The sequence below is a fragment of the Streptomyces sp. SM18 genome, assembly GCF_002910775.2.
In the GTDB taxonomy this organism is placed as follows: domain Bacteria; phylum Actinomycetota; class Actinomycetes; order Streptomycetales; family Streptomycetaceae; genus Streptomyces; species Streptomyces halstedii.
The window spans coordinates 2554297-2578852 of record NZ_CP029342.1; the positions used below are offsets into that span (position 1 = coordinate 2554297).

21 protein-coding genes are annotated in these 24556 nt (G+C 70.2%); 10 read left to right on the forward strand and 11 right to left on the reverse strand.

The features are described from left to right. Nucleotides 1-2: 2 nt before the first annotated feature. On the reverse strand, nt 3-659 hold the full coding sequence (locus tag B9S64_RS11285; protein WP_103489725.1) for a hypothetical protein: 657 nt from the start codon (nt 657-659) through the stop codon (nt 3-5). A gap of 196 nt (nt 660-855) precedes the next feature. Between B9S64_RS11285 and B9S64_RS11290 the strand changes: the two genes are divergently transcribed. After that, complete coding sequence (locus B9S64_RS11290) at nt 856-1068, forward strand: DUF4287 domain-containing protein (RefSeq protein WP_103489726.1); 213 nt, start codon at nt 856-858, stop codon at nt 1066-1068. Nucleotides 1069-1081: 13 nt separating this feature from the next. On the opposite strand, the gene B9S64_RS11295 is transcribed toward B9S64_RS11290, so the two are convergent. After that, entirely contained in the window at nt 1082-3367 is a 2286-nt protein-coding gene (locus tag B9S64_RS11295) for an ATP-binding SpoIIE family protein phosphatase (protein ID WP_103489727.1), read from the reverse strand. 332 nt (nt 3368-3699) lie between these two features. After that, a complete protein-coding gene (locus tag B9S64_RS11300; RefSeq protein ID WP_103490804.1) occupies nt 3700-5355 on the reverse strand; it encodes an MFS transporter in 1656 nt (551 codons plus the stop codon). A 116-nt stretch (nt 5356-5471) separates the two neighbouring features. On the opposite strand from B9S64_RS11300, the gene B9S64_RS11305 reads away from it, so the two are divergent. The 3 genes from B9S64_RS11305 (at nt 5472) to B9S64_RS11315 (ending at nt 10540) form a co-directional block, all read left to right on the forward strand. Continuing rightward, nucleotides 5472-6377 (forward strand): TetR/AcrR family transcriptional regulator C-terminal domain-containing protein, encoded by a 906-nt coding sequence (locus B9S64_RS11305; protein WP_103505116.1) that lies wholly within the window; start codon nt 5472-5474, stop codon nt 6375-6377. A 142-nt stretch (nt 6378-6519) separates the two neighbouring features. Continuing rightward, nucleotides 6520-9657 (forward strand): DUF3427 domain-containing protein, encoded by a 3138-nt coding sequence (locus B9S64_RS11310; protein ID WP_103490806.1) that lies wholly within the window; start codon nt 6520-6522, stop codon nt 9655-9657. A 92-nt stretch (nt 9658-9749) separates the two neighbouring features. Further along, nucleotides 9750-10540, forward strand: a protein-coding gene (locus tag B9S64_RS11315; protein ID WP_374936117.1) for an IS5 family transposase whose coding sequence is annotated in 2 segments (ribosomal slippage) — nt 9750-10049 and nt 10052-10540 — 789 coding nt in all. Because the reading frame shifts where the segments join, the coding sequence is not laid out codon by codon here. A 76-nt stretch (nt 10541-10616) separates the two neighbouring features. On the opposite strand, the gene B9S64_RS11320 is transcribed toward B9S64_RS11315, so the two are convergent. From B9S64_RS11320 to B9S64_RS11330, 3 genes are all read right to left on the reverse strand, one after another. Continuing rightward, nucleotides 10617-11546, reverse strand: coding sequence for a YDG/SRA domain-containing protein (locus tag B9S64_RS11320; RefSeq protein WP_103493961.1), 930 nt, complete (start codon nt 11544-11546; stop codon nt 10617-10619). 162 nt (nt 11547-11708) lie between these two features. After that, on the reverse strand, nt 11709-12164 hold the full coding sequence (locus tag B9S64_RS11325; RefSeq protein ID WP_103493962.1) for a hypothetical protein: 456 nt from the start codon (nt 12162-12164) through the stop codon (nt 11709-11711). A 108-nt stretch (nt 12165-12272) separates the two neighbouring features. Then, nucleotides 12273-13238 carry a LysR family transcriptional regulator gene (locus tag B9S64_RS11330; protein WP_103493963.1) on the reverse strand — a complete coding sequence of 322 codons (966 nt, stop codon included), beginning with the start codon at nt 13236-13238 and terminating at the stop codon, nt 12273-12275. Between the two features lie 220 nt (nt 13239-13458). Between B9S64_RS11330 and B9S64_RS11335 the strand changes: the two genes are divergently transcribed. Together B9S64_RS11335 and B9S64_RS11340 are read left to right on the forward strand one after the other, a co-directional pair. After that, nucleotides 13459-14715 (forward strand): MFS transporter, encoded by a 1257-nt coding sequence (locus B9S64_RS11335; RefSeq protein WP_103493964.1) that lies wholly within the window; start codon nt 13459-13461, stop codon nt 14713-14715. Between the two features lie 420 nt (nt 14716-15135). Further along, nucleotides 15136-16167: a MarR family transcriptional regulator gene (locus tag B9S64_RS11340; protein ID WP_103505204.1), complete on the forward strand. Its 1032-nt coding sequence runs from the start codon at nt 15136-15138 to the stop codon at nt 16165-16167. Nucleotides 16168-16320: 153 nt separating this feature from the next. Here the strand turns inward: B9S64_RS11340 and B9S64_RS11345 are convergent, their stop codons facing one another. Then, the gene (locus B9S64_RS11345; protein ID WP_103493966.1) at nt 16321-17013 is read right to left on the reverse strand and encodes a glycoside hydrolase family 11 protein; all 693 of its coding nucleotides are present in this window, start codon (nt 17011-17013) and stop codon (nt 16321-16323) included. A gap of 535 nt (nt 17014-17548) precedes the next feature. Between B9S64_RS11345 and B9S64_RS11350 the strand changes: the two genes are divergently transcribed. Next, complete coding sequence (locus tag B9S64_RS11350; protein ID WP_374936114.1) at nt 17549-19258, forward strand: cellulase family glycosylhydrolase; 1710 nt, start codon at nt 17549-17551, stop codon at nt 19256-19258. 169 nt (nt 19259-19427) lie between these two features. Here B9S64_RS11350 and B9S64_RS11355 read toward each other — a convergent pair whose 3' ends face one another. Continuing rightward, nucleotides 19428-20024 (reverse strand): dihydrofolate reductase family protein, encoded by a 597-nt coding sequence (locus B9S64_RS11355; protein WP_103493968.1) that lies wholly within the window; start codon nt 20022-20024, stop codon nt 19428-19430. 70 nt (nt 20025-20094) lie between these two features. On the opposite strand from B9S64_RS11355, the gene B9S64_RS11360 reads away from it, so the two are divergent. Together B9S64_RS11360 and B9S64_RS11365 are read left to right on the forward strand one after the other, a co-directional pair. Next, on the forward strand, nt 20095-20670 hold the full coding sequence (locus B9S64_RS11360; RefSeq protein ID WP_103493969.1) for a TetR/AcrR family transcriptional regulator: 576 nt from the start codon (nt 20095-20097) through the stop codon (nt 20668-20670). Nucleotides 20671-20709: 39 nt separating this feature from the next. After that, complete coding sequence (locus B9S64_RS11365) at nt 20710-21225, forward strand: DUF4240 domain-containing protein (RefSeq protein ID WP_103494023.1); 516 nt, start codon at nt 20710-20712, stop codon at nt 21223-21225. 30 nt (nt 21226-21255) lie between these two features. Here B9S64_RS11365 and B9S64_RS11370 read toward each other — a convergent pair whose 3' ends face one another. Continuing rightward, complete coding sequence (locus B9S64_RS11370) at nt 21256-21990, reverse strand: SDR family oxidoreductase (RefSeq protein WP_103493970.1); 735 nt, start codon at nt 21988-21990, stop codon at nt 21256-21258. Nucleotides 21991-22203: 213 nt separating this feature from the next. Here B9S64_RS11370 and B9S64_RS11375 point away from each other — a divergent pair, with 213 nt between their 5' ends. Next, complete coding sequence (locus B9S64_RS11375; RefSeq protein ID WP_103493971.1) at nt 22204-22788, forward strand: isochorismatase family protein; 585 nt, start codon at nt 22204-22206, stop codon at nt 22786-22788. Between the two features lie 9 nt (nt 22789-22797). Here the strand turns inward: B9S64_RS11375 and B9S64_RS11380 are convergent, their stop codons facing one another. Together B9S64_RS11380 and B9S64_RS11385 are read right to left on the reverse strand one after the other, a co-directional pair. Then, the gene (locus tag B9S64_RS11380) at nt 22798-23640 is read right to left on the reverse strand and encodes a helix-turn-helix transcriptional regulator (protein WP_103493972.1); all 843 of its coding nucleotides are present in this window, start codon (nt 23638-23640) and stop codon (nt 22798-22800) included. A gap of 128 nt (nt 23641-23768) precedes the next feature. Then, nucleotides 23769-24533 carry an SDR family NAD(P)-dependent oxidoreductase gene (locus tag B9S64_RS11385; RefSeq protein WP_103493973.1) on the reverse strand — a complete coding sequence of 255 codons (765 nt, stop codon included), beginning with the start codon at nt 24531-24533 and terminating at the stop codon, nt 23769-23771. Nucleotides 24534-24556 lie beyond the last annotated feature (23 nt).

Below are 24556 nucleotides of genomic sequence, written 5' to 3' on the forward strand. Positions count from 1 at the left end.
GGCTAGCCCTCCCCGGGCTCGTCGCCGTCCGTTCGGTCCGGCGGCTCCTCGGGGCGGGTCGGGCCGTCGGGGCGGTTCCGTCTCCCCCGCCGGGTCGGTGGGTCCTCCGAGCGGTTCCGTCTCTCCGGCCGCCGGTTCCGCGGGCCCTCCGGGCGGGTCGGGCCCCGCTCCCCGGAGCCGGAGGGGTCGGCCGGGTCGGCGGAGCCGTCGGGGTCGGAGGGGTCGGCGGCCGTGCCGGGGCCGGCCGTCCGGCCGGGACCGCGTCGGGGTCCGGACTCCGGCTCCCCGGTCCGCTCCTCCAGGGTGTAGCGCGGGTTCTCGTCGTCACCGGCGAACCTGCGCCGGTTGCGCAGCCACGTCTCCACGGAGCTCTTGGCGATCTCCGCGACCGACCGCGCCACCTCGGCGGAGACGAGGAGGATGATGTCCTGGACCAGCTCGCCGCTCATCGCGTCGGTCTGGGTGAGGGAGTCGCTCCGCCCGATGCTCAACCGGCCCTGCCGACGCGCGTCCTGAAGCGTGGGGGCGTGGCTCAGCCAGGTGTGGAGTGCGTCCAGGTCGTCCCTGCGGGTGTGCGTACCACCGAGGCTGATCCGTAACTCGACGGTCCCGTCCCCGTGGTCCGGCTCCCGTCCCTCCGTCCGCGTCCGGTCCGCCATGCAGTCCGCTCCCCTCGACACCGTCGCTGCCGCCCCGCGATGCGAAAAATCTCCGAACGAGCCATTATTTCACGCGTGTTGACACGGGGCAGGTAATTGTTCCGGACCGCGGGCACCGATGAGTTCCGGGCCGCCGGGAAGTCCACACTTCGACAGGAAGCGCGCACGCGCCCCACAGGAACGGACGGTAGACGGCATGAGCGACCAGGTGAAGGGTCCCGCGAGCTATTTCCCCGCGATCGAGAAGAAGTACGGCCGGCCGGTCGAGGAGTGGAAGGACCTCATCCGCTCCTCACCGCTGACCAAGCACATGGAGCTGGTCTCCTGGCTGAAGACGGAGCACGGTCTGGGCCACGGTCACGCGAACGCGCTGGTCGCCCACGTCCGCGCCGAGGACGCCTCCGCGTAGGCACCGCCCCCGCTCACGCCTCGTCCGGGGGGAGCGTCTGCTCCGACCAGACGGTCTTGCCCCCGGGGGCGAACCGGGTGCCCCAGACCGTGGCGAGCTGGGAGACGATGAACAGCCCCCGGCCGCCCTCGTCGACGGCCCCGGCGTACTTCATGTGCGGGGCGATGGTGCTGCCGTCGCGGATCTCGCAGGTCAGCCCCCGGTCGAGGATGAGACGCAGCTTCAACGGCGGACGGCCGTAGCGCACCGCGTTGGTGACCATCTCGCTGACGATCAGCTCGGTCGCCTCACCGGTGTCGTCGTCCAGGTTCCAGTCGGCCAGCCGCTTGGAGGTGAGGCGACGCGCGGTCGCCGGGGCCGAGGTGTCGTACGGCAGCTCCCAGGCCGCGTACCGCTCGGCCGGCATGGTGCGGGTCCGGGCCAGGAGCAGGACGGAGCCGTGGAGTTCGGCGCTGTCGGGCAGGGCGTACGCGGCCTCGTCGCACAACTCCCGCAGCGGCCGGTCCGGGTGGGCGAGCACCTGGCGCAACGCGCCCGAGGGCGGAGCCAGGTGTTCGCTCAGCGCGCCGCCGGCGAGCGCCAGGACGCTGCCCTGCCGGAGGGGGAAGGTGGCCGCGGCCACGGGCTCCCGGGTCGTGGAACCCAGCGGCGGCCCGATGGGCAGGTCCGCGACGCCGGTGGTGCCGTCCGGGTCCACGACGAGCGGGGCGGGGTGGCCGGCGGAGGCCATGGCGCAGGTCTCGGTGAACGGGTCGTACACGGCGTACGCGCAGGTCGCGGCCAGCGCCTGGCGGTGCAGCGGGTCGCTAGCGGGCAGTTGGGCCCGCTCCCGTGCCAGCCGGGCCACCGTGTCGTACAGGCGCGCGAGCAGTTCGTCGGGTTCCAGGTCGAGCGCGGCGAGCGCGTGGACGACGGTGCGCAACTGCCCCATGGTGGTGGCCGCTTGGAGGCCCCGCTCCGACACCTCTCCGATGACGAGCGCGGTCCGGGCGCCCGACAGGGAGATGGTGTCGAACCAGCTGCCGCTGGCCCTGCCCGGCAGCAGCAGGTGGTGCGTCTCGACGGCGGGCTGGTCCTCCGGGAGTTGCGGCAGGAGCCTGCGCTGGAGCGTGCTGGCGACGGTGAACTCGTGTACGTACCGGCGTGCGTTGTCGATCCCGAGGGCGGCGCGGGAGGCCATCGCCGCGGCGACCGGGATGTCCTCCTCGGTGAACGCCTCGGCGTCGCCGCACCGGTAGAGGCTGAGCAGCCCGAGGGCCGTTCCACGCAGTGACATCGGGGCCAGCAGGAGCGAGTGCGCGCCGAACTCCCGGAGGATACGGGTGCGTTCGGGGTCGGCCTCGCTCCAGGCGACGTCGTCCAGCGGGACGACGCGAGCCCGCAGGTCGGACAGGGCCCGCTGGTAGGGGGTGCCGTGCACCACCGGGCGTACGTCCCCCACCGGGTGGGCCGGGTCGAGCCGCCCGCCGAACGCCGCCCGGCGCAGCGGTACGTCGCGGTCCAGCGGCCCGGGGCGTACGGTCTCTCCGCGCAGGACCGCGTCGACGACCTCGACGACCCCGGCGTCGGCGTACTCCGGGACCAGCGCGTCCACGAGGTCGCGGCAGGTGGCCTCGACATCGAGGCTCCGGCCCATGCTCTCGCGTACCGCGGCGAGCGCGGCGTCCCGGCGCCGGCGTCTGACCCGTTCGCTGACGTCCACGACGGACACGGCGACACCGAGAACCGTGCCGTGGGCGCTCTGCCGCGCCGACTGCCCCTCCTGGAGCCGGAACGCGGTGACGGACAGGGTGCGCCGTCCGCCCGGTACGCCCAGGGGGTGGGCGTGGAAGAGCCGCTCGATGCCGGGGACGCCGGTGTCCATGACCTCACGCACGAAGGCGTGCACCCGCTCCGGCTCCTCGAAGCCGCAGGCCTCCCCGAACGGGCGCCCGCGCATCCGTTCGTCCACGGTCCGGCCGGGGGACGGGTCGCTGACGCGCAGTACCCGGAGTTCCGGGTCGAGGAGGTGGACCTGCACGTGTGCCTGCGTGAACATCACGTCCAGCAGTGCCTGCCCGATGGCGTCGTGGTCCTCCCCCGCGGCCCGGATCGCCCACTCCTGTCCGGCCAGCGGCTCCACCCGCAACGCGCCCGCGTCGCCGCCGCCGGCACGGGGCGCCCGGTCGCGGGCCAGCACCTCGGTCACGGACCGGCCCGTCGCGTCGGCGGTCGACAGCCCGAAGCGCTGCTCGGCGGCCCGGCTCCAGCCGGTGACCACACCGCCGCCGTCCACGACCATCAGGGGCGCATCCGCCATCGAGCCCAGCTCCTTCGCCCCTCACGGGGCCCGGGGCGAGCCTCCGCACACGACGACATGTACGGGTCCAGCATCGGTCCCTCTCCGGGCAGCCGCGACCGGAGGCGGACCCGGCGCGCCCGCTCACGGCGGGGCGGGGCGGGGCGCGGGGCGGGGCCGGAGGCCCGGCCGGGCCTCGTGCGCCGACGGTCCGGGCCCGCTCACCCACGCGAGCGCCCGCCCCGGGCCCGCGGCACCCCTCACTCCCGTACCGCGCACGGCACACGGCACCCGGCACCCGGCGCGTCCGCCGGACACGGCCCCTACCGCCCTACGCCCGGTGCCCTGTCGCCCTACGCCCCCTCGCCTACGCGGCCGCCGCCCTGGGTGGCGGACACCGAGAGCCCGTCCCGCGCCTCCATCCCCTCCACGGGCGCGGGCGGCCCTTCCCGTACCGCCGCGGGCGTGGGGCGTCCCGTCCGGCCCACCCCCCGCAGGAGCGAGACCGAGAAGAGGCCCGCCCCCGCCATGACCACGGCCGCGCCGACCGCGGCGATGCCCATCCCATGGGTGAAGGCCGTGCGTGCGGCGGTGAGTACGGCGTCGGCGGCCGGGCCCGGCAGACCGGACGCCACCGCGGCCGCACCGCCCAGGGTCTCCCGTACCGCGTCGGCGCCCGGCACTCCGGTGGGCAGGACGGGCAGGGAATCCGCCATGTCCCGGCTGTAGACCGCGGCCCCGACGGACCCCAGGATCGCCATGCCCAGGGCCCCGCCGAGTTCCTGGCCGGACTCCAGGACGGCCGCCGCCGATCCCGCGCGCTCGGGCGGGGCGGCGCCGAGCGCCAGTTCGTTGGCGAGGGTCATGGCCGCGACCAGCCCGCCCGCGTAGACGGAACCCCCGACGAGCGTGAACCAGAGGGGCGAGTCGGTGCGCACCTGGGTGATCAGGAGGAACCCGCAGGCCGACAGGGCGAAACCGCCGCCCATGACGTACGCCCGGTCGATCCGCCGGGCGAGTGCCGCGCCGGCCGGGGCGGTGACGGCGACACCGGCCGCCGGTACCAGGCTCCACAGCGCGGCCGTCAGCGGACTCTGCCCCAGCACCGACTGGAGGTACTGGGTGAAGAAGACGGCCATGCCCACGGTGGCGAACATGGCGAGCAGATTGGCCAGCACCGGTCCGCCGAAGGCCCGCCGGCCCAGCAGGCCGAGGTCGATCATCGGGTGGTCCAGTCGCCGCTGGCGGCGTACGAACACCAGCCCGAGCAGCAGTCCCGCGACGGCACCGAGAGCGGGCACCGGTGCGTAGCCGTGCCGGGCCCACTCCTTGATGCCGTAGATGACCGGCAGCAGCGCCCCCAACGAGAGGACCGCGCTCAACAGGTCGAAGCGGCGGCGCGCCCCGGCGGCGGACCACCCGGTGGAGGACTCGGGCACGAGGAACGGCACCAGCAGGAGCAGCAGCGCCATGGCGGGGAGGTTGATCAGGAAGACCGAACCCCACCAGAAGTGTTCGAGCAGCAGCCCGCTGACGACGGGCCCCAGCGAGATCCCGGTGGTCATGACGGCGGTCCAGAGGGTCACCGCACGGCCGCGCTGCTTCGCGTCGTGGAAGAGGTTGCGGATCAGGGCGAGGGTCGAGGGCATCAGCGCGGCACCACCGAGGCCGAGCAACGCGCGTACGACGATGAGCAGTTCGGCGGAGTGCGCGTACGCGGCGGCCGCCGAGGCCACGCCGAAGACCGCGGCGCCCACGAGGACCAGCCGGCGCCGCCCGATCCGGTCGCCGAGCGCCCCCATGGTGATGAGCAGTCCGGCCAGGACGAAGCCGTACATGTCGAGGATCCACAACTGCTGGGTGGCGCTGGGCTCCAGGTCCTCGCTGATGTAGGGGATCGCGAAGTACAGGACCGAGACGTCCATCGAGACGAGCAGCAGGGGCAGCATCAGGACGCCGAGGGCGATCCATTCCTTGCGGCCCGCACGGGGGCCGGGTGTGTTCTCCATGCCTGGTACGGAACCGGGCCGCCCACGTACACCGCAAACAGATGCCTAGTGCACCGCGGCAACACCCCGTACCCACCAGGGTGAACGGCCCGTAGGTGCACTAGTACGGTGGCTCCATGGCAACGGAACCGCCCTACCTCAGGATCGCCGCCGGGCTGCGCCGCCGCATCGCCTCGGGCGAACTCGCGCCGGGCGACCGGGTGCCGTCCACCCGCCGTATCACCCAGGAGTGGGGCGTGGCGATGGCGACGGCGACGAAGGCGCTCGGCGTCCTCACCCAGGAGGGACTGGTGCGGGCGGTCCCCGGCGTCGGCACGGTGGTGGCGGAGCACGGACACGACCGCGGGGCGGCCTCCGGCCGGCCGCTCACCCGCGCCCGCGTCCTCGCCGCCGCCATCGCGCTCGCGGACGCGGAGGGGCTGGGCGCGCTCTCCATGCGCCGGGTGGCCACCGACCTCGGCACCTCCACGATGGCGCTGTACCGGCACGTCCCGAACAAGGCGGAGCTGATCCGGCTGATGGCGGAGGCGGTGTTCGGCTCCCCACCCTCCGGCCCACGCCCCCACGGCTGGCGCGCCGGACTGGAACGCGAGGCGCGCTGGCTGTGGAGCCGGTACGAACAACACCCGTGGCTGGCCCGCGCGATGGCGGCCCTGACCCGGCCGATGGCATCCCCGAACGCCATGCGCTACACCGAACGCACCCTGAGCGCACTCACCGGCGTCGGCCTCTCCCCGGACCAGATGCTCCACGTCCACCTCACGGTGCTCGGCTTCGCCCAGGGCATCGCGATGGCGGTCGAACTGGAGTCGCTGGCCCGGCAGGACACCGGCATGACGGCCGACGAGTGGATGACGTCCAACGAACCCCGGATGGAAGCGGTCCAGACGACCGCGGCCTTCCCGGTGCTCTCCACCCTCTTCGACGAGGGCAGCTTCGAACTGGAGCTGGACACCCTCTTCGAGTTCGGCCTGCGGCGGGTCCTGGACGGGGTGGAGGCGATGGTGGGGGGCGCGGGCTGAACGTGGAGGGGGTTGGCGGGACGGGCAACTGGGCGCCAGAGACATCTGAAGCGGGCCCTCGGTACCGGCCGGAAGACCGCGATGTCAGCAGCCCTTGATACAACTGCGCGTGTAGTAGGTGACGAGATGAGGGGACTCGGCCATGCCCAGTAACGTTCCAGAAGCAGCGCCAGTTGTCGGGCTGTACGAAACACTCATCACCCACCGCCTCGAAAAGCGACTCAAACAGCTGGACAACGCTGGACGGCGGTCCATCGATGCCGTTGTGGGGGAGGAGTCTGCACCTCATGTGCTCGCACGCCACATCGGTGACATCGTGCGTCGAATTCTCGCAGGACTGCCTCTTGAGGAGCAGGTGATCGCCGCCAACCACATCTTGCAATCCCTCAACACCATCGAGGGCGCGACGGAGTGGATCGACTTCATCACAGCCGGCCCACGGCAGCTCCACTCGATCGCCGAGCAAGAGGCCCCCGGTGTCTACGCCATACGCCCAGCCACGCCGCTCTCCGAGACAGCGCTGATCACGAACTCTCCAGAGGATCCGAGTCTCGGCTTCGAGCTCCGCGCTGAACTAGCCACCGCCGACCGCGTGGACCTCCTTTGTGCGTTCGTAAAGTGGCACGGCCTGCGCATCCTTGAGAAGTCGCTAGCCTCGGCGCACGATCGGGGCGTCCCCATCCGTGTGCTGACGACGACATACATCGGCGCTACAGAACGTCGTGCATTGGACCGCCTCGTCCGGGATTTCGGCGCCGAGGTGAAGGTCAATTACGAGCTCCGCTCCACACGCCTGCACGCCAAGGCGTGGCTCTTCCGTAGGGACAGCGGCTTCGACACCGCCTACGTGGGGAGCTCGAATCTGTCAAAGGCTGCGCTCCTCGACGGGCTCGAATGGAACGTACGACTTTCCTCCGTTGCCACCCCGCCCGTACTTCACAAGTTCGAAGCCACGTTCGACGCGTACTGGAGTGATCGAGCTTTCGAACCGTATAACCCAGACGCCGACGCCGAGCGTCTCGACGAGGCACTGTCGTACGCAGGTGGTTCCGGCCAAAGTGATCGCGGAGCCATCACACTGTCCGGCCTAGAGGTTCGGCCTTACCCACACCAGCGCGACATGCTCGAACGTCTCGACGTTGAACGCACGGTGCACGACCGCCACCGCAACCTCCTCGTAGCGGCCACGGGCACAGGGAAAACCGTGATGGCTGCACTGGACTACAGGCGCCTGCGCCAGACACTCGGCCGCGATCCACGATTGCTCTTCGTGGCACATCGCCAGGAGATCCTCGAACAGTCACTCCGTGTCTACCAAAACGTCCTCATTGACGCTAACTTCGGTGAGCTCTTCTTCACTGGCGAGATCCCTGATCACTGGAATCACGTCTTCGCCAGCGTCCAATCGCTGAACGCAGGAACACTGGAACGCTTCTCCCCCGATCACTTCGACGTCATCGTGATCGATGAGTTCCACCACGGCACGTCACCGACGTACCGAAAGCTCTTGGATCACTTTGCTCCGCTCGAATTGCTTGGCCTCACAGCGACTCCAGAACGCATGGATGGCAAGAACATCCAGGACGAATTCTTCGACGGACGCATCGCCGCCGAAATGCGCCTTTGGGAAGCGTTGGAGAATGAACTCCTTAGCCCCTTCCACTATTTCGGCATCACAGACAACACCGACATGACTGCCATCGCCTGGAAGCGAGGAGCCTACGACTCAACGGCACTCAGTAACCTCTTCACCGGAAATGATGCACGTGCGAGGCTCGTCGTGCAGGCGGTGATGGATAAAGTGACGGATCCAAGCTCCATGCGAGCACTGGGATTCTGTGTATCTGTAGCTCACGCTCACTTCATGGCCGATTTCTTCCGACGTGCTGGAGTCAACGCCCTGGCCCTATCCGGGGAGACTCCACGCCACGAACGTAAAGCCGCACTGGATGGGCTTCGCTCGGGCACCCTTCAGGTGATCTTCTCGGTCGACCTGTTCAACGAAGGACTCGATGTCCCCGACGTCGACACCCTGCTCCTGCTACGCCCCACTTCCAGCGCCACCGTCTTCCTTCAGCAACTCGGCCGCGGACTCCGTCGCACCGAAGAAAAGGCCGTTCTCACTGTCCTGGACTTCATTGGCCAGCACCGCAGAGAATTCCGCTTCGAAGAGCAGTTCCGTGCACTGACAAACCTGACACGTAACCGTCTACTGTCGAGCGTCGAAAAGGGTTTTCCCCAGCTGCCTTCCGGCTGCCAGATCGTCCTGGAGACAAAGGCAAAGGATCTAATCCTTAATAACATCCGAAACCAGATCAGCGTAAACGTCACACAACTCGCCCGCGAGGTTGCCGGCTACGCCGAACCGCGTCTCACAGATTACCTCAGAGAGAGCGGTCGGGCCCTGAAAGAATTGTATCGAGGCAACGGAAACTCTTGGACAGGACTTCTCCGCCGAGCGAAACTTCTAGACACGCCTGTGCCGGACGGTGAGGCAGCACTACTGAAGCGCGTCTCAGCGTTCCTTCACGTAGACGACCCGCTCCGCGTTGCCGCGTATACCAAGTTGCTGGCTGACGACGCCCCCGACTATGACGAACTATCAGAACGGGATCGGGCCTTCGCCCGCATGTTCTTCTTCTCCCTCTGGCCACTGGGCGGAGGGTTTACCAGCTACCAGGCCGGCTTCCACGCGCTCCGTCCCCACAGCGCCTTCCGTGACGAGCTACGCCAGGTGCTCATGCAGGTGCTCCACGAGGCAGACCATGTCCCCCTACCTCTGCTCGGCACCCACGCAAGCCTGCCACTGGCGGTCCACGCCTCATACAGCCGGGAGGAAATCCTGCCCGCATTGGGCCAGTCAACCGTGGACGGCTTCATGCCCGGGCACTTCCGAGAGGGAGTGAAGTGGTGCGAGAACATTCAGACCGACGCCCTTCTCATCACACTAGAGAAGGACGAAAAGGATTTCTCCCCAGAGACCAGATACAAGGACTACGCCCGCAATGACTTCCTGTTCCACTGGGAGTCGCAGAACCAGACGTCAGAATCATCCCCGACCGGCATCCGGTACCAGACGCACAAAACCACAGGAACGCAGGTGCTGCTCTTCGTACGTCGATACAAGAAGACGGATATCGGCGGCCCACAACCCTGGATGCTGTTGGGCCCGGCCGAGTACGTCGAGCACAAGGGAAGCAAGCCGATGGGCATCATCTGGAAGCTTCAGCATCAAATCCCAGCAGATGTGTTGAACTATTCAGCCATCGCGGCTAGCTAAGAGCTCGTAACACGATCTTGTTGAGATGCGCTGGCCAGGCGTGACCGATGTGATGCTTCGGCCGTTCGTGAGGTGTGGGAACTCGACCGTGGATCGTGGACGATGAGTTGTGGGCGCTGATCGAGCCGTTGCTGCCGCCGTGGCCGGAGCGGTCGCCGGGGCCGCGGCCGGTGTCGGACCGGCTCTGTCTGCAGGGCATCCTGTTCGTCCTCTACAACGACATATCCTGGCAACTGCTGCCGCTGGAGCTGGGGTTCGGCTCGGGACAGACCTGCTGGCGCCGCCTGGACCGATGGCAGAAGGCAGGCGTCTTCGACCAACTGCACCGGGTCCTGCTCGCGGAGCTGAACGCGGCCGGCGAACTCGACTGGTCACGGGCGTGCGTGGACGGCTCCCACATTCGCGCGAAAAAGGGGGCGCCGACACCGGTCCGTCGCCGGTCGACCGGCGGAAGACGGGCAGCAAGCACCACCTGATCTGCGACGGCCGCGGCACCCCGCTCAAGGTCATCACCACTGCGGCGAACGTCAACGACGTCACCCAGACCCTCGCCCTGGTCGACGGCATCCCACCCGTCGCGGGCCGCCCCGGCCGGCCCCGCCGCCGACCCGACGCCCTGCTCGGAGACAAGGGCTACGACTCCAACCCGAACCGAGACGCACTGCGGCAACGGCGGATCCTGCCCGTCATCTCCCGCAAGGGATCACCGAACATCAAGGGCATCGGCAAGCTCCGCTACGTCGTCGAGCAGACCTTCGCCCTCCTCCACCACTTCAAACGCCTCGCAGTTCGCTGGGAACGCCGCACCGAACTCCACGACGCCTTCACCTCCCTCGCCTGCAGCCTCATCTGCTTCAGACGCCTCAAGAAGGCCCGATCATGATCGTGTTACGAGCTCTAAGGCCTGCCCGCCATACCTGGCGGGCGCACGACAACAGCGCAGCTCGCACCACGCATGGTCATATACCCTCTGCCCGGTCAGCCCATCGCGAACGATGTTGCGCCAAGCATCCTCGATCTATTACGTGCTGCCCATGCTTAACATACAAGGCGCCAATTATTCGACGATTGATCCCATCCACAATCTTGAGGTCATCAGTTATCAAACGCATCCCATGATCGAAGAGGACGTGGCAATTCGGACACAAGCACAAAATGTTGCTCCGGACATCGCGGCCTCCGTGCGGCCTTCCAAGTGCATGTATATGCGCCCCCTCGCTGTAGCGCGCACCGTCCACGCCCACATCGACTGGCACCCGACACATCTGACACACGTTCTCGTACAGGGCTTTTATGGCACGGGTTTCCCGAGTATTGCGGACATGCCGCTGAGTGCTGACGTACCTCGCATCAGCAAGCTCGGTGGGGTCAATTTCGCTTGAGGGATCAGGATCGAATCCGTCGTGCATCAACTCGTCCCTGGCCTGTTCCTTTATCAACCGGAATTGCCACATGAGGTGCCCGCGCTCGGTGCGCACGCTCCAGTAATCTTCTACAAGATAGAGACCGCGATATTGGTATCCACCAGTCGCCTTACCTCGTTTGATCTCAAGGCCGCACACAAACCGGATGGGCAGCCCCTCCCTACAATTGAGCACCATCCCAGCGTTGACTCCGTCCAGGGCCTGACTGGAAGTAATGTGTCCGGTGCTATCAGGACTCCCACCCTGAGCTGTGTAGATCACGGTGTCGCCTAGGTCCTCGTCACCGGCGTAGCCACCACTTGCGACGATGGAGTCGACACCCTCGTGCGCCGTACCTGAGATCCCGCGTCCGCGGAACCTGTGGACGCTGGCCGCATGCAGATCATCATGGCTCTTGAACCACTGCCCCTCCGTGACGTTGGGCGGCGGGCCAAAGTAGATCGACTTCGAACGCTTGACAGGCATACGCACATACTGTCGATAGTCCGCGCTTCACGGTACCCCCAACGATCACGGCCCTCATGGGCATGTGTGGCCGCCATCAAGTTTGTCAAGGATGCCGGCAGCAAGAAACGCGAAGTTCGTGCAGTTCCCCGAGCCGCTTGACCGTCGTCGCGGCAACCACGGCTACCGCCGCGCCCGGCGCTCCGAGTCGACCGCGGCGGCGGCCGCGCAGACCACTGCGGACAGTCCGAAGGCCGCCGCGGCCGGGCCGATGTAGCCGGGGACGATGTCGGGGACATAGCTCCCGCCGTCGCTGGTCTCGCAGACGAACCGCAGCGGCAGGTAGTCCACCCGGGAATCCACGACCGTGGCCCACAGGTCCTGGTCGGCCGTGCGGCAGGAGGGTCTCGGTGACGCGCTCGCCCCGTTGCCGTCCGCGCCGATCACCGCACCGGCGAGGTGCAGCAGCCCCCAGGTGTAGAGGGCGACCGTGGTCGCGCCCAGGATCGCGGCCCCGCTGCGGAGCCGCAGCGCACGGCCCGCCTGCCGGACGCCGGCCCGGCCGAGGCTGCCGAAGCCGTAACCGGCCAGGCCGAACAGCATGATGATGCAGAGCGGGATGAGAAACAGGAGCGTCATCGGCCGAGTCCACCAGCCGAGGGGCGTCGCCCTTGTGACGGAGCCCACACTTCCGGCAACAGTCGCGTCACAGGTCCCGGACGGACCGGCCCTCCGGTGCCGACCCCGCTACGCCCACGCCGGTACCCACGTCTTGACGCCGGGGTGTACGCCCCGCGCGGAGGAGCGCCCGGCCGGGCCTGTCCCGGGTGAGACCTCCGGCGCAAGGTGGTCGCGGAGTGCGGCCAGGGCCGGGTGCCGGTTGTCGCGGTGCCACACCAGGGAGTGCGGGTAGACCGGCGTCGGCTCGCGTACGGCGATGCGCCGCAAGCCGTGGTCGGCGGGCCACACGAGGTGGGTCCGCTCGCCGACGAAGGTCGCCAGCGACCGGGAGCCGGCGAGGGTGTCCAGCAGGGGCTCCGTGCCGAAGTCGGGGCCGGTGACCTCGATGGTGACGGCGAACGCGGCGGCCAGGGCGTCGTAGTAGGCGGCCCACTCGGTGCCGGGTACGAGGCCGGGCATCCAGATGCGTTGTCCGGCCAGCTCGGCCGGGGTGACCGTGCGGGCCTCGGCGAGCGCGTGGTCCGGCCCGGTCAGGAGTTGCAGGGGCTCGTCGAAGACCCGTACGGCCCGGATGTCGTCGGGGAGTTGCCGGCCGGGCATGGTGACGGCGCGGAAGGACGCGTCGATCGTGCCGGTACGTACGGCCTCGACGGCCGCGTCGGCGTCGAAGAGGGTGACGACGTCCAACTCCGTCCCGGGGTGCGCGAGGCGGAAGTCGCGCAGCAGGGTGGCCGGGGCCAGCCTGCGGCCGATGACGTCCACACGGAGGGCACGGCGGCCGGGTCGCACGGAGCCCACGGCCCGTTTCTCGGCCCGTAGGAGGTCGCGGGCGTGCGGGAGGAACGCCTGCCCGTCCACGGTGAGTTTCGCCCCGCGCGCGGTACGGGTGAACAGCCGTACGCCGAGGCGCCGTTCCAGTGCGGCAATGCGCTTTGAGACGGCCTGCGGGGTCACGGACAGGTCGGCGGCGGCGTCCTGGAACCGTCCCGCGTCCGCGGCGGTCACGAAGGTGCGGACGGCATCGAGATCCATGCCGGTCAAGGTGCCACACAACAGATGGTTGAGCTGTGCCCACGCGTCAGTTGTTTGCTCCGGGCACCCCTCACTCGCTTTGATTCCGGAGTTCGGCGGGGATGGCGTGCCCCGACTGGGCGGCCTGGCCTCCGTGGTCGCCATGGGGTGGGTCGGCGGACCAGTCGTGGGTGGACGGATCGGTCGCGGGTTGTCGGGTCGGTGAGGGGCGCGTACGGGTATGGCGGGCAGACGGGCGTTGGGCAGACCGTTCGGGTGGTTGTGGGCGGCGTTCGCGGTCAGCTCGTACGGCACCGGGCTCGGGTTCGGCGCGTTCCCCCTGATTGCGGTGCTCGTGTTGCACAGCGGACCGGCCCAGGTCGCGGCGCTGGCCGCCGCGGGGCGGGCCGTCGGAGCCGTCGTGGCGGTACCGCTCGGCCCCTGGATGGAGTTCCGCCGCAAGCGGCCGGTCATGGTGGCGATGGACCTGACCCGGTTCGCGGCGTTGATGAGCGTCCCCGCCGCGTTCGCGCTCGGCCGGCTCGGCTTCGCCCAGCTCCTCGCCGTCTCCGTCGTCGTCGCCACGGCCGACATCGCCTTCAAGGCGGCCGGGGGCGCCTATCTGAAGGCGCTCGTACCACCGGAGGACCTGCTCGTCGCCAACAGCCGCTTCGAGTCCACGACATGGTCCGCCACCATGATCGGCCCGCCGCTCGGCGGGGCCGCGATCGGGCTGTTCGGCCCGCTGACGACCCTGGTCGCCAACGCGGTCAGTTACCTGCTCTCCGCACTCGGCATCCGCGCCATCGGCGGTACGGAGCCACGCCCCGCGCGGAGCACCGCACCCCGGCTGCGGGCACCCGAACTGCTCGAAGGGTGGCGCCACATCCTCGCCCACCCCACCCTGCGACCGCTGTTCCTCAACTCGATCGTGGTCAACGGTCTGATCATGGCGTCCGAGCCGCCGCTCGCCGTACTCCTGCTGGACGACTTCGGGTTCGCGCCCTGGCAGTACGGTCTCGTGTTCGCGGTCCCGTGCGTCGGCGGTCTCGTGGGCTCGCGCCTCGCGCACCGGCTCGTGGCACGGTTCGGCCGACGCGAGGTGCTGTACGCCGCCGGGGCGCTGCGCGCGTGCTGGCCGCTCGGGCTCGCGTTCGTCCGGCCCGGCCTCCCCGGGATCGTCCTGGTCATCGCCGTCCAGCTCGGGCTGGTGACCTGCTGCGCCCTGTTCAATCCGGTGCTGGCCACCTACCGGCTCGACCACACCGCCCCCGACCGGGTCGCCCGCACTCTGGTCGCCTGGTCGATCAGCAGCAGCGCCGCCATCGCGGCCCTGACCGCCCTGTGGGGGGTGCTCGCCGCCGTCACCGGCCCCCGCACCGCGATCGCGGCCGCCGGAGTCGTCCTCCTGGCGACCCCGCTGCTGCTCCCGCGCCGTGAGAACGCCCGTCAGGACGCGCCCGTTACCAGGGCCCAGGGAGCCGCCGACCGCCTCTGAGACCGGGCCACCGTCCTCGGTCGGCTGCCGTGCGACGCGCGGGTGCCCGGCCCTCGGATCCCGGATCCCGGATCCCGAGACGCGAGGGTCGAGCGCCGGGACCACCGGGTCACCCCTTCGTGTGTGCGTCTGCGGGCCCCGCTCCGGCGCTTGAGCTTCGGGATCCGGGGGTCGGGACCCGGGGGCCGGGCTTCGAGCGGTGTTGTTCATCCGGCGGGGACATACAGGAAATACAGGGGGTTGGGGAAAACCTCCCCACCCTCCCTACCCCGTCACGGCCAGCAAGTATGACTAATCGTGACCAGCTTGCGGCGCAGAGTCGCCGCTGCTTACGGTGCCACCGACGAAACGACCCCGACACGGTGTAGGCACACCGGCCGGGGTCTGACCTGAAGATCGACACCGTAGAAAGACGATCTCGTGGCTACTCAGCACATTAGCTCCGCCCCGTGCGCGCCCGCACCCTCCCGCCCGTACCGCCAGGCCACCACCGGCTACGGCAAACGCTCCGTACCCGACCAACCCCCGCCCCAGGCAGCCGACTTCGCCCGGCTTCCCGAGCGTGAGCGCTATGTCGCCAGGTACGTCGACCACCTCCCCGACGGCGCCGCCATGGACATCAAGTCCCTCGCCAAGGACCTCCCCCTCTACGGCCAGATGGCCATCGGCACCGCCCTGCGCACCCTCGCCGTCGCCGGACACCTCCGCCACGTCCGCTGCCGCGTCGAAACCCTCGGCCAGAACCGCTGGGTCACCCGCACCTACTGGTCCCGCACCGCCCGCGACCACACCTGGTGGACCACACACCTCGCGACCGTGGACTCCCCCTCGGCCGCCGCCACAGCGCCGCTCGCGGCCCTCCCGCCGGCCGCCGGGGGCTCCCCCACGACGGACACACCGGAACCGTCACCGAGCGCCGTCGCCCCGGCGGCCCCCGCCGTACCGTCGCAGCGCACCCCGGAGGCGGCTCCGGCGGATCGCTCCTCCCCCTCCCCCGCCTACACCGCTCTGGCCCGGCTGGGACGGGTCGAACCCCGTCTGGCGCTCTCCGCCGCCGACTGCACGGCCTTGGAGGGCCTGGCGGAGCGGTGGTTCACCCGGGGCGTGGACGCCGACCATCTGATCCGGACCCTCGCCTCCGGGCTTCCCCCGGAAGTGGGCTCCCCCATCGGCCTCGTACGGCGACGGCTCCTCGACAAGCTTCCGCCCGCCCTGCCCCGCACCCCCGCCCCGCACGCCGGTCCGGGCACCCCGCCGCGCAGGGTGCTGGTCGAGTGTGCCGAGTGCGGCCGTCCCGGCCCGCCGGAGGCGCTCCCGGACGGTCTGTGCCGCCCTTGCCGGGCACCGGCCGCCACCACCGACCCGGCGGCGGCATCCGAGGCGTCGCCGGGCAAACGCGATCTGACCGCATACCTGGACACCCTGCGCGACGAACACGCCCTGCCCGCCTGACGCCCCGCCCCTCCCCCGCGTCCGTCCGACAGCCGGTGACCCCTGCGGCGGGCGACGGGAGGGCGCCGCGCCGCAGGGGTCGGCTCGAGGGCCCTGACGCCAACCATCGCGCCGCAGCGTCACATTGACGTCTGGTCAGGGATGGCAGTCAGCTCAGCCGCTCACCGTGATGTTCGAACTCCCGCTGCTCTGGTAGCCCTCGGTCGCGAGCATCATGTAGTAGCTGAAACTGCCCAGCGGCATACCGGCCCGGCCCCACGCGTCGAAGTGGTTCCCGGTGGTGATGGTGCCGCCGGTCCGCTTGGACTGCCGCACGCTCCAGTACTGGTCGAAGGTCTTCGTGCCCTCGACGGACGGGGCGTTGTACCGCGTCGTCCGGTAGATGTCGTACGTGCCGCCGTCGCTGGACACGGTGCCCTTGTACGTCCCGGTGGGCCGGTAGGTGCCCCAGTTGTCGACGACGTAGTACTCCACCAGCGGGTTCGCGGTCCAGCCGTAGAGGGTCAGATAGCCGTTGCCGGACGGGTTGAAGCTGCCCGAGTACTGGACCGTCCTGCGGCTGCCGTTGCTCCAGCCCTTGCCGCAGACGAAGTTGCCGCAGTTGGTCCAGGACGTCCGGTAGCTGCCGCCGGAGGACAGGGTCATGGAGACGGAGCCGCCGCCGTCCGTCCAGAACGAGTAGTAGAAGCCGTTGTCGGTGCCCGTCCGGTTGGTGGTGATCGTGGTGTCCGCGTGGGCCGTACCGGGGAGCAGCAGCCCGGACGCGGTGCCCAGGGCCAGCGCTCCGGCGCCGCCGATGAAGCCTCTGCGGCTGGTCCCTCGGGTGGGGGGTTGGACCTCGTGCACGCTTCCTCCTCGTGAAGGCCGGCGGAGGCCAGGCAGCGTGGTACGACCCGGCGGACCTCTTGCACCCGGTCGCGGGGGCTGCACCGTGGCCGACGTCGGTGGGGCGATCGGTTGCCGCCGATGGTGGTCCGGGCCCGCACGACTGTCAACGGTTTCGTCATCGCTTGCGAAAGATTCGCCGGGAGTGGAGAGCAGTGGACCCTTTTAGCTTGCTGGTCACGGCAGTTGATGGCCCATTAGCTTGGCGGGCACGCATGGAACCCTCGATTCGGGGACGCCGGTTCGATTCCGTTCGGGGCGAAAATTGCGCCCCTGGGTCCGATCGCCCGGCCTCGACCCGTAGAGCCCGCACCGCCCTCGCGCGCATCGGCCCGGCACGCACCCGCATCCGTCCGGCATCCGCCCACATCCACCCCACATCCGCCCGACGTCTTGACGTGCTCCTGACGGGATGGCTTTATGGGAGCGCTCCCATACGCTCCATACGCCTGCCCCTGCTCGTCCTTCCTCGCGTCCGCCCACCCCTGGAGTCGCAGTGAGAACAGCACCACGTACGGCACACCGCACGCCCCACCCGGCACGGTCGCAGCCCCTCGCCCTGTTGCTTCGCGGGCTGGCGGCCCTCCTCGGACTCGTCCTCGCCGGCACCCTCGGCCCGGCCGCCGCGCAGGCCGCCGACCGGGGGCACGAGGCACGGGCCCAGACGCGGGCCGCCGGTCTCCACATCAGCGACGGCCGTCTGGTCGAGGGCAACGGCAACGACTTCGTCATGCGCGGCATCAACCACGCCCACACCTGGTATCCGGGCGAGACGCAGTCGCTCGCCGACATCAAGGCGACCGGGGCCAACACCGTCCGCGTCGTCCTGTCCGACGGCTACCGCTGGAGCAGGAACAGCCCGGCGGACGTCGCCTCGGTCATCAGCCAGTGCAAGGCCAACCGGCTCATCTGTGTCCTGGAGGTGCACGACACCACCGGATACGGCGAGGACTCGGCCGCCGGGACGCTCGACCACGCGGCCGACTACTGGATCAGCCTCAAGGACGTGCTCGACGGCGAGGAGGACTACGTCGTCATCAACATCGGCAACGAGCCCTGGGGAAACAGCAATCCCTCGGGCTGGACCGCGCCCACCACCGCTGCGATCCAGAAGCTCCGCAGCGCGGGCTTCGCCCACACGATCATGGTGGACGCGCCGAACTGGGGCCAGGACTGGGAGGGCGTCATGCGCGCCAACGCCCGGTCCGTCTACGACGCCGACACCACCGGCAACCTGATCTTCTCGATCCACATATACAGCGTCTACAACACCGCCGACAAGGTCACCGACTACCTCCACGCCTTCGTCGACGCCGGACTACCCCTGCTCATCGGCGAGTTCGGCGGTCCCGCCGACCAGTACGGGGACCCGGACGAGGACACCATGATGGCCACCGCCGAGGAACTGGGGCTGGGCTACCTGGCCTGGTCCTGGAGCGGCAACACGGACCCGATCCTCGACCTGGTCCTCGACTTCGACCCCGCCAGGCCCAGTTCATGGGGTGAGCGCGTCTTCAACGGTCCCAACGGCATCGGCGAGACGTCCCGCGAGGCCACCGTCTTCGGCGGCGGCGGCCAGGGCGACACCGAGGCCCCGACCGCGCCCGGCACCCCCACCGCCTCTGCGGTGACGGCGAGTTCGGCCACCCTCAGCTGGGCGGCAGCGACGGACAACGTGGGCGTCACCGCGTACGACGTGGTCCGCGTCGGCGGCGACTCCGAGACGAAGGTCGCCTCCTCCACGACCACTTCGGTCTCCGTGACCGGCCTGAGCGCCGGTACCGCGTACAGCTTCGCCGTCTACGCCCGCGACGCGGCCGGTAACCGCTCGGCACGCTCGGGCACGGTGGCCGTGACCACCAAGGACGGCGGCGGTACTCCCGGCGGCACCTGCTCCGTGGGCTACCAGGTGATCGGCGAGTGGCCGGGCGGCTTCCAGGGAGAGATCACCATCGGCAACACCGGGACCGCCGCCGTCAACGGCTGGACACTGGGCTTCGCCTTCGCCGACGGCCAGGCGATCACCAACATGTGGGGCGGCACCCCGGCGCAGACCGGGGGCACGGTGAACGTCACCCCGGCGTCGTACACCTCGACGATCGCCGCCGGCGGCTCGGTCACCGTCGGGTTCACCGGCAGCCTGAGCGGCGGGAACTCCGCGCCGACGAACTTCACCCTCAACGGCGCCGCCTGCACCACGGCCTGATGGGCCGTCTGTGATCCGCGCCGGCCGACAGAGGCGACCCCCCGCCCCGCTCCCGCCTCCGCCGGCCGGCGTGCCGTAACCGGCAGACCGAAGTCAGGGCCGGAGCCGACACCGACGCCGACGCCGATACCGATACCCGGGCCGGGGCCAGGGCCGGTCACCAGGACCGTCACCGGGTCCGGGGCCGGGTGAACCGGGTGAACATGACACCGTTGGCGAAGGCCGTCCGCTCGGCGACCTGGAAGACGGTGGGGTCGAACTCCCCGTCGAACACCGGGATTCCGGCGCCCGCCACCACCGGATAGCTCTTCACCAGCAGTTCGTCGATCTCGGAGAGCAGCGCACCGGCGAGACGGCCGCCTCCGCAGAGCCAGATGTCCCGCCCCTCCTGCCGCTTGAGGTCGCGCACGAAGCCCACCGGGTCCTCGGCGACCACGGTCACCGCCGGGTCGATGCCGGACGTCAGGGTGCTGGAGACCACGTACTGGCGCAGATGCGCGTACGGGCTCGTGATGCCCTCGTCCAGCGCGGGGCGGTAGGCGCCCAGCCCCATCACCACGGCGTCGAAACGCGCGTGGGGCGTGTCCGTGAGGCCGAGCGCCTCCCGGGCGACGGTGGGGACCGTCTCCGGACAGCGGGCGTTCATCGAGGAGGAGTAGGCGGCGGCCTGCTCCTCGTCGCCCTGCGGGTAGAAGTCGTATTCGCCCTGCGGGCCCGCGATGCGGCCGTCGAGGGTCACGGCGACGTAGTACACCAGTGTGCGCATACAGGAATCCCTACTCGTAGTACTCTGCTTGGAGTGGTTTGACTGTAGTACTACAACTGGAGTGGTTGCAATGGTTCGCAGGAACGACGAGCGCAGAGCCGCTCTGGTGGACGCCGCGATCGAGGTGCTGGCGCGGGAAGGCGCACGGGGCCTCACCTTCCGGGCGGTGGACGCCGAGGCATCCGTCCCCACGGGCACGGCCTCCAACTACTTCGCCAACCGCGACGACCTGTTCACCCAGGTCGGCAGCCGGGTCTACGAGCGCCTCCAGCCGGACGAGGCGACGATCGCCCGCCAGCGCGCCGCCACCCCGGACCGGGAGGGCTACACCCGGCTGATGCGCGAACTGGTCGGCCGGGTCAGCGGCTTCCGTACCGGGTACCTCGCCCTGCTCGAACTGCGCCTGGAGGCGACCCGCCGCCCCGAGCTGCGCCGGGTGCTGACCGAGCGCGTGCGCGCGGACGTCGAGGGCAACGTCGCCTACCACGAGGCCTCGGGCCTGCCGGGGGACGCCACGGCGGTCCGCCTGCTGATCCTCACCCTGAACTGGCTGATCGTGGAACAGCTCACCCTGCCGGAGGTCTTCACGGAGGCGGAGCGTGACCAGCTCGTGGAAGCCGCGGTCGAACGCATCGTGACGCGGTGAGCCGCGTCGATGTCAGTGCCCGCCGTCATGCTGACGGGCATGACCGAAGACGAGTTCTGGGCCCTTCTGGAGACGTGCCGCCCCTCCGCGCCGGACCCCGAGGCCGACCACCTGGCCCCCGCCCTGACCGACCACCTCGCGGAGGGCCCCGTACCGGCCGTGACGGGTTTCGCCGAGCAGCTGTCCCAGGCGCTGTACCGCCTGGACCGCCGGGAGTTCGGCGAGGAGCTGTCGGCGGACGAGTTCCTCTACACACGGGCGGCGGTGGTCGCGGCGGGCCGGGCGGAGTACGAACGGGCCCTCGCGGATCCCGCCCGGTTCCGGCGGTACGCCGCCGAGTACGTGTGGGCCGAAGCGCTGCTGTACGTACCGGACCAGGCGTACGAGCGCCTCACGGGTGAGACGTGGGACCGGGCCACGGCGCACAGCTACGAGTCGTACTCCCACACCGAGGGGTGGGCCGACGTCCCCGAGGAACAGGCCGCCCCGACCGACGGGCGGGCGGACGCACCGGAGTCCGGGAGTGACCGCCGCCCGCCCGCACCCCGCCGATGACGAGGCACGAGCCGCGTCTCACCGCCCAGGTCAGCCGGCCAGCCAGTCCCGGTAGTGGGTCGGGGCGATCAGGACGTCCGGCCCGGCGATGATCGCGTCGTCCGGGACCGCAGCGAACATCCCGGCCGTGTCGTCGGTGACGACGCCGCGCTCGTCGCCGCGCGCGGCGAGGGTGATCCTGCCGAGTTCGTCGAGGGGAAACACATCGGGGCCCGCGACGTCGACGGTGGCCCGGAGCGGACGCCCCACGGCCACGTCGGCGACGGCGTGGGCGATGTCCGCCGCCGCGATCGGCTGCATCGGGGTCGGGGGCAGACGGACGGTCTCCGCGTCGGAGGACCAGGACATGATGGCGTCCACGAACTCGAAGAACTGCGTGGCCCGCACGATCGTATACGGGACCGGACCGGCCTTGAGGACCTCCTCCTGAAGCACCTTGGCCCGGTAGTAGTCGAGGTCCGGAACCTGGTCCACGCCCACGATGGACAGGATCACCACATGGCCGACGCCCTGGTCGCGGGCGGCCGTGAGCAGGTGCTCCGTCGTCGTCCGGAAGAAGGCGGACGCGTCCTCGTCGAAGGTCGGGGAGTTGGTGACGTCGACGACCGCGTCCGCGCCTTCGAGGCCGGAGGCCAGCCCCTCCCCGGTCAGGAGGTCCACACCGCCGGACCTGGAGAGCGACACGGCCTCGTGTCCGGCCTCCGTGATCTCCCGCACGACCCGTGAGCCGATGAGCCCGGTCCCGCCGAGCACCGCGATCTTCATGTCGTCCCTTTCCTCACGCACAGGGGAAGGTCATATGTCTGCTTTGCTCAGCTTTGCATCACGCGGCCCTCATCGGCACCGGCAACGGGCCGCGACCGGGGACTCCCCGGTCGCCCGCTCACGGCGGGCGCCCGGACGGCGCCGACCCCCTCCACGTACGACGCCCGTCTATATACGGGTGACGGGCGAGGCGCGGGCGGCCAGGATGGTGCCGTGGAGAACCGAGCGGATCCCGTGGAAGCGCTGGTCGTGGTGGATGTCCAGACGGCATTCGTCACCGGGGAGGGCGCGCTGCCCGAGGCGGACCGACTGGTGGACCGGACCGCCGATCTGATCGTCCGGGCGCGGCGGGGCGGGGCGCTCGTCGTGCACGTACAGAACGACGGGCCGCCCGGAGCGGACGACGCGCCCGGTACACCCGGCTGGGGCCTTCACCACCCCGTCCGTACCGGCCCCACCGAGACCGTGGTCCGCAAGGAGCACGACGACGGGTTCCAGGAGACGCGGCTCGGCGCCCTGCTCACCGGGGCCGGGGTGCGGTCGGTCGCCGTCTGCGGGCTGATGTCCGAGATGTGCGTACAGGCGACGGCCCGTACCGCCCTGGCCCACGGCTACCGGGTGGTCCTGCCGTACGACGCCCATGCCACCCACGACGTACCGGCCGCGCCCGGCATCAGCGAGGCCGTTCCCGCCGCCGTGGTCGCGCGGGTCGCCGCCTGGGCGCTCGGCTCGGACGCCGAGGTGACCGTCCCGGCCGCCGGTGTCACGTTCACGGCGCCCGTGCCGCCGGGCCGCTGACGCCCGGTCTCAGCGGCGCGGGTCACGGTCGCCGACCGCGGCGAGGAGGCCCAGCTTCTCGTGGCTCTCGGTGCCGGGGGTGGCGGTGAAGACGAGGAGCCCCTGCGCCTGGTCGGCGTCGTAGAGTGCCTGGCACCGCAGGTCCAGGACCCCCAGCTCGGGGTGGCGGATCCGCTTGCGGTCGCCCTCGCGCCGTACGCCGATCTCATGGGCGCTCCACAGGGCGGCGAACTCCTCGCTCCGGTCCAGCAGGGCGTCCACGATGCGGCCCGCGCGGGAGTCGGCGCCCTGGCGTGAGTAGGCGGTGCGCAGCTCGGAGGTGAGGAGCCGGCTGTGCATCGGGTGATCGTCCTCGGGGTAGATCCGGCGCGCGTACGGGTCGGTGAACCAGCGGTACACCAGGCTGCGGTCCATCCCGGTGAAACCCGTCTCGTCACCGACCAGCGCGACGGCGAGGGGCGTCTGCACCAGCGTCTCGGCCAGGGAGTTGACGACCTGGGCGGGGGTGTCCTGGAGCCGGTCGAGTACGCGCATCATGCCGGGCGGGACATGGTCGGTGTCCGGCCGGCGGCTGGGGGTGTTGTGGCCCGCCATACGGAAGAGGTGGTCGCGTTCGTCCAGCGTGAGGTGGAGGCCTCGGGCGAGGGCGGCGAGCATCGGCTCGGAGGGCATCGGGCCGCGCCGCTGCTCGATGCGGGCGTAGTAGTCGGCGGACATACCGCAGAGGACGGCGACCTCTTCGCGGCGCAGGCCCCGGGTACGGCGGCGGGCGCCCCGGGGAAGGCCGACGTCCTCGGGTTGCAGCGCCTCGCGCCGGGTGCGCAGGAAGTCGGCGAGTTGTGCACGGTCCATGGGAGTGATTGTCCTCCCGCCGCCGCGCGTACCCGGAGGCGCCGCCGGGACCGGCGGGTTGCCGGGGTCCGCGCACGGAAGCCGTCCGGCCTCCGGCCCCGCCACCGGGTCCCGCCGGGCGCCGGGGTTCACAGCCGGGATCCGCCGGAGGCCTCGATGCGCTGCCCGCTGATCCAGCCGGTGCCGGGGGCGAGGAGGGCCGCGATCACGCCGCCGATGTCCTCGGGTTCCCCGACCCGCCCCAGGGCCGTCTGACCCGCGAGATGCGCGCGGACCTGCTCGTCGTCGCGCAGCCTGCCGCCGCCGAAGTCCGTGGCGACGGGGCCCGGGGCGACCGCGTTGACGCTGATGCCCCGCCCACCGAGCTCCTGGGCCAGATAGCGGCTGTACGTCTCCACCGCGCTCTTGAACGACGCGTAGACCGCGTATCCCTCGCCGAAGAACCGGGTGAGACCGGTGGACAGGTTGATGACACGGCCCCCGTCCGCGAGCAGCGGCAGCAGTTCCTGGGTGAGGAAGACGACGCCCTTGAAGTGCACGTTCCCCAGGAGGTCGAACGCCTCGACGGTCGTCCGCCCGACCGGGGTGGACACGGAGGATCCGGCGTTGTTCACGAGGAAATCGAAGGTCTCGCGGTCCCAGGTGACACGGAGCGCCTCGCGGACGGACGCCGCGAAGTCGGGGAAGGCGCCGAACTCGGTGGTGTCGAGCCGCAGGGCCACGGCGGTCCGGCCGAGCGCGGCGACGGCCTCGACGACGGCCGCCGCCTCGTCCTCGTTCGACCGGTAGGTGAGGATCACGTCGGTGCCCTGCCCGGCGAGCGCGAGGACGGTGGCCCGGCCGAGCCCCCGGTTCCCGCCGGTGACGAGGGCGATCGTGGTGTTCCGGCTCATCGAAGACTCCTGGAGGATCGGCG

Coding starts and splice junctions, on each gene's coding strand:
- B9S64_RS11285 (WP_103489725.1), bottom strand. CDS start 659: ATGGCGGACCGGACGCGGACGGAGGGACGGGAGCCGGACCACGGGGAC.
- B9S64_RS11290 (WP_103489726.1), top strand. CDS start 856: ATGAGCGACCAGGTGAAGGGTCCCGCGAGCTATTTCCCCGCGATCGAG.
- B9S64_RS11295 (WP_103489727.1), bottom strand. CDS start 3,367: ATGGCGGATGCGCCCCTGATGGTCGTGGACGGCGGCGGTGTGGTCACC.
- B9S64_RS11300 (WP_103490804.1), bottom strand. CDS start 5,355: ATGGAGAACACACCCGGCCCCCGTGCGGGCCGCAAGGAATGGATCGCC.
- B9S64_RS11305 (WP_103505116.1), top strand. CDS start 5,472: ATGGCAACGGAACCGCCCTACCTCAGGATCGCCGCCGGGCTGCGCCGC.
- B9S64_RS11310 (WP_103490806.1), top strand. CDS start 6,520: ATGCCCAGTAACGTTCCAGAAGCAGCGCCAGTTGTCGGGCTGTACGAA.
- B9S64_RS11320 (WP_103493961.1), bottom strand. CDS start 11,546: ATGCCTGTCAAGCGTTCGAAGTCGATCTACTTTGGCCCGCCGCCCAAC.
- B9S64_RS11325 (WP_103493962.1), bottom strand. CDS start 12,164: ATGACGCTCCTGTTTCTCATCCCGCTCTGCATCATCATGCTGTTCGGC.
- B9S64_RS11330 (WP_103493963.1), bottom strand. CDS start 13,238: ATGGATCTCGATGCCGTCCGCACCTTCGTGACCGCCGCGGACGCGGGA.
- B9S64_RS11335 (WP_103493964.1), top strand. CDS start 13,459: ATGGCGGGCAGACGGGCGTTGGGCAGACCGTTCGGGTGGTTGTGGGCG.
- B9S64_RS11355 (WP_103493968.1), bottom strand. CDS start 20,024: ATGCGCACACTGGTGTACTACGTCGCCGTGACCCTCGACGGCCGCATC.
- B9S64_RS11360 (WP_103493969.1), top strand. CDS start 20,095: ATGGTTCGCAGGAACGACGAGCGCAGAGCCGCTCTGGTGGACGCCGCG.
- B9S64_RS11365 (WP_103494023.1), top strand. CDS start 20,710: ATGACCGAAGACGAGTTCTGGGCCCTTCTGGAGACGTGCCGCCCCTCC.
- B9S64_RS11370 (WP_103493970.1), bottom strand. CDS start 21,990: ATGAAGATCGCGGTGCTCGGCGGGACCGGGCTCATCGGCTCACGGGTC.
- B9S64_RS11380 (WP_103493972.1), bottom strand. CDS start 23,640: ATGGACCGTGCACAACTCGCCGACTTCCTGCGCACCCGGCGCGAGGCG.
- B9S64_RS11385 (WP_103493973.1), bottom strand. CDS start 24,533: ATGAGCCGGAACACCACGATCGCCCTCGTCACCGGCGGGAACCGGGGG.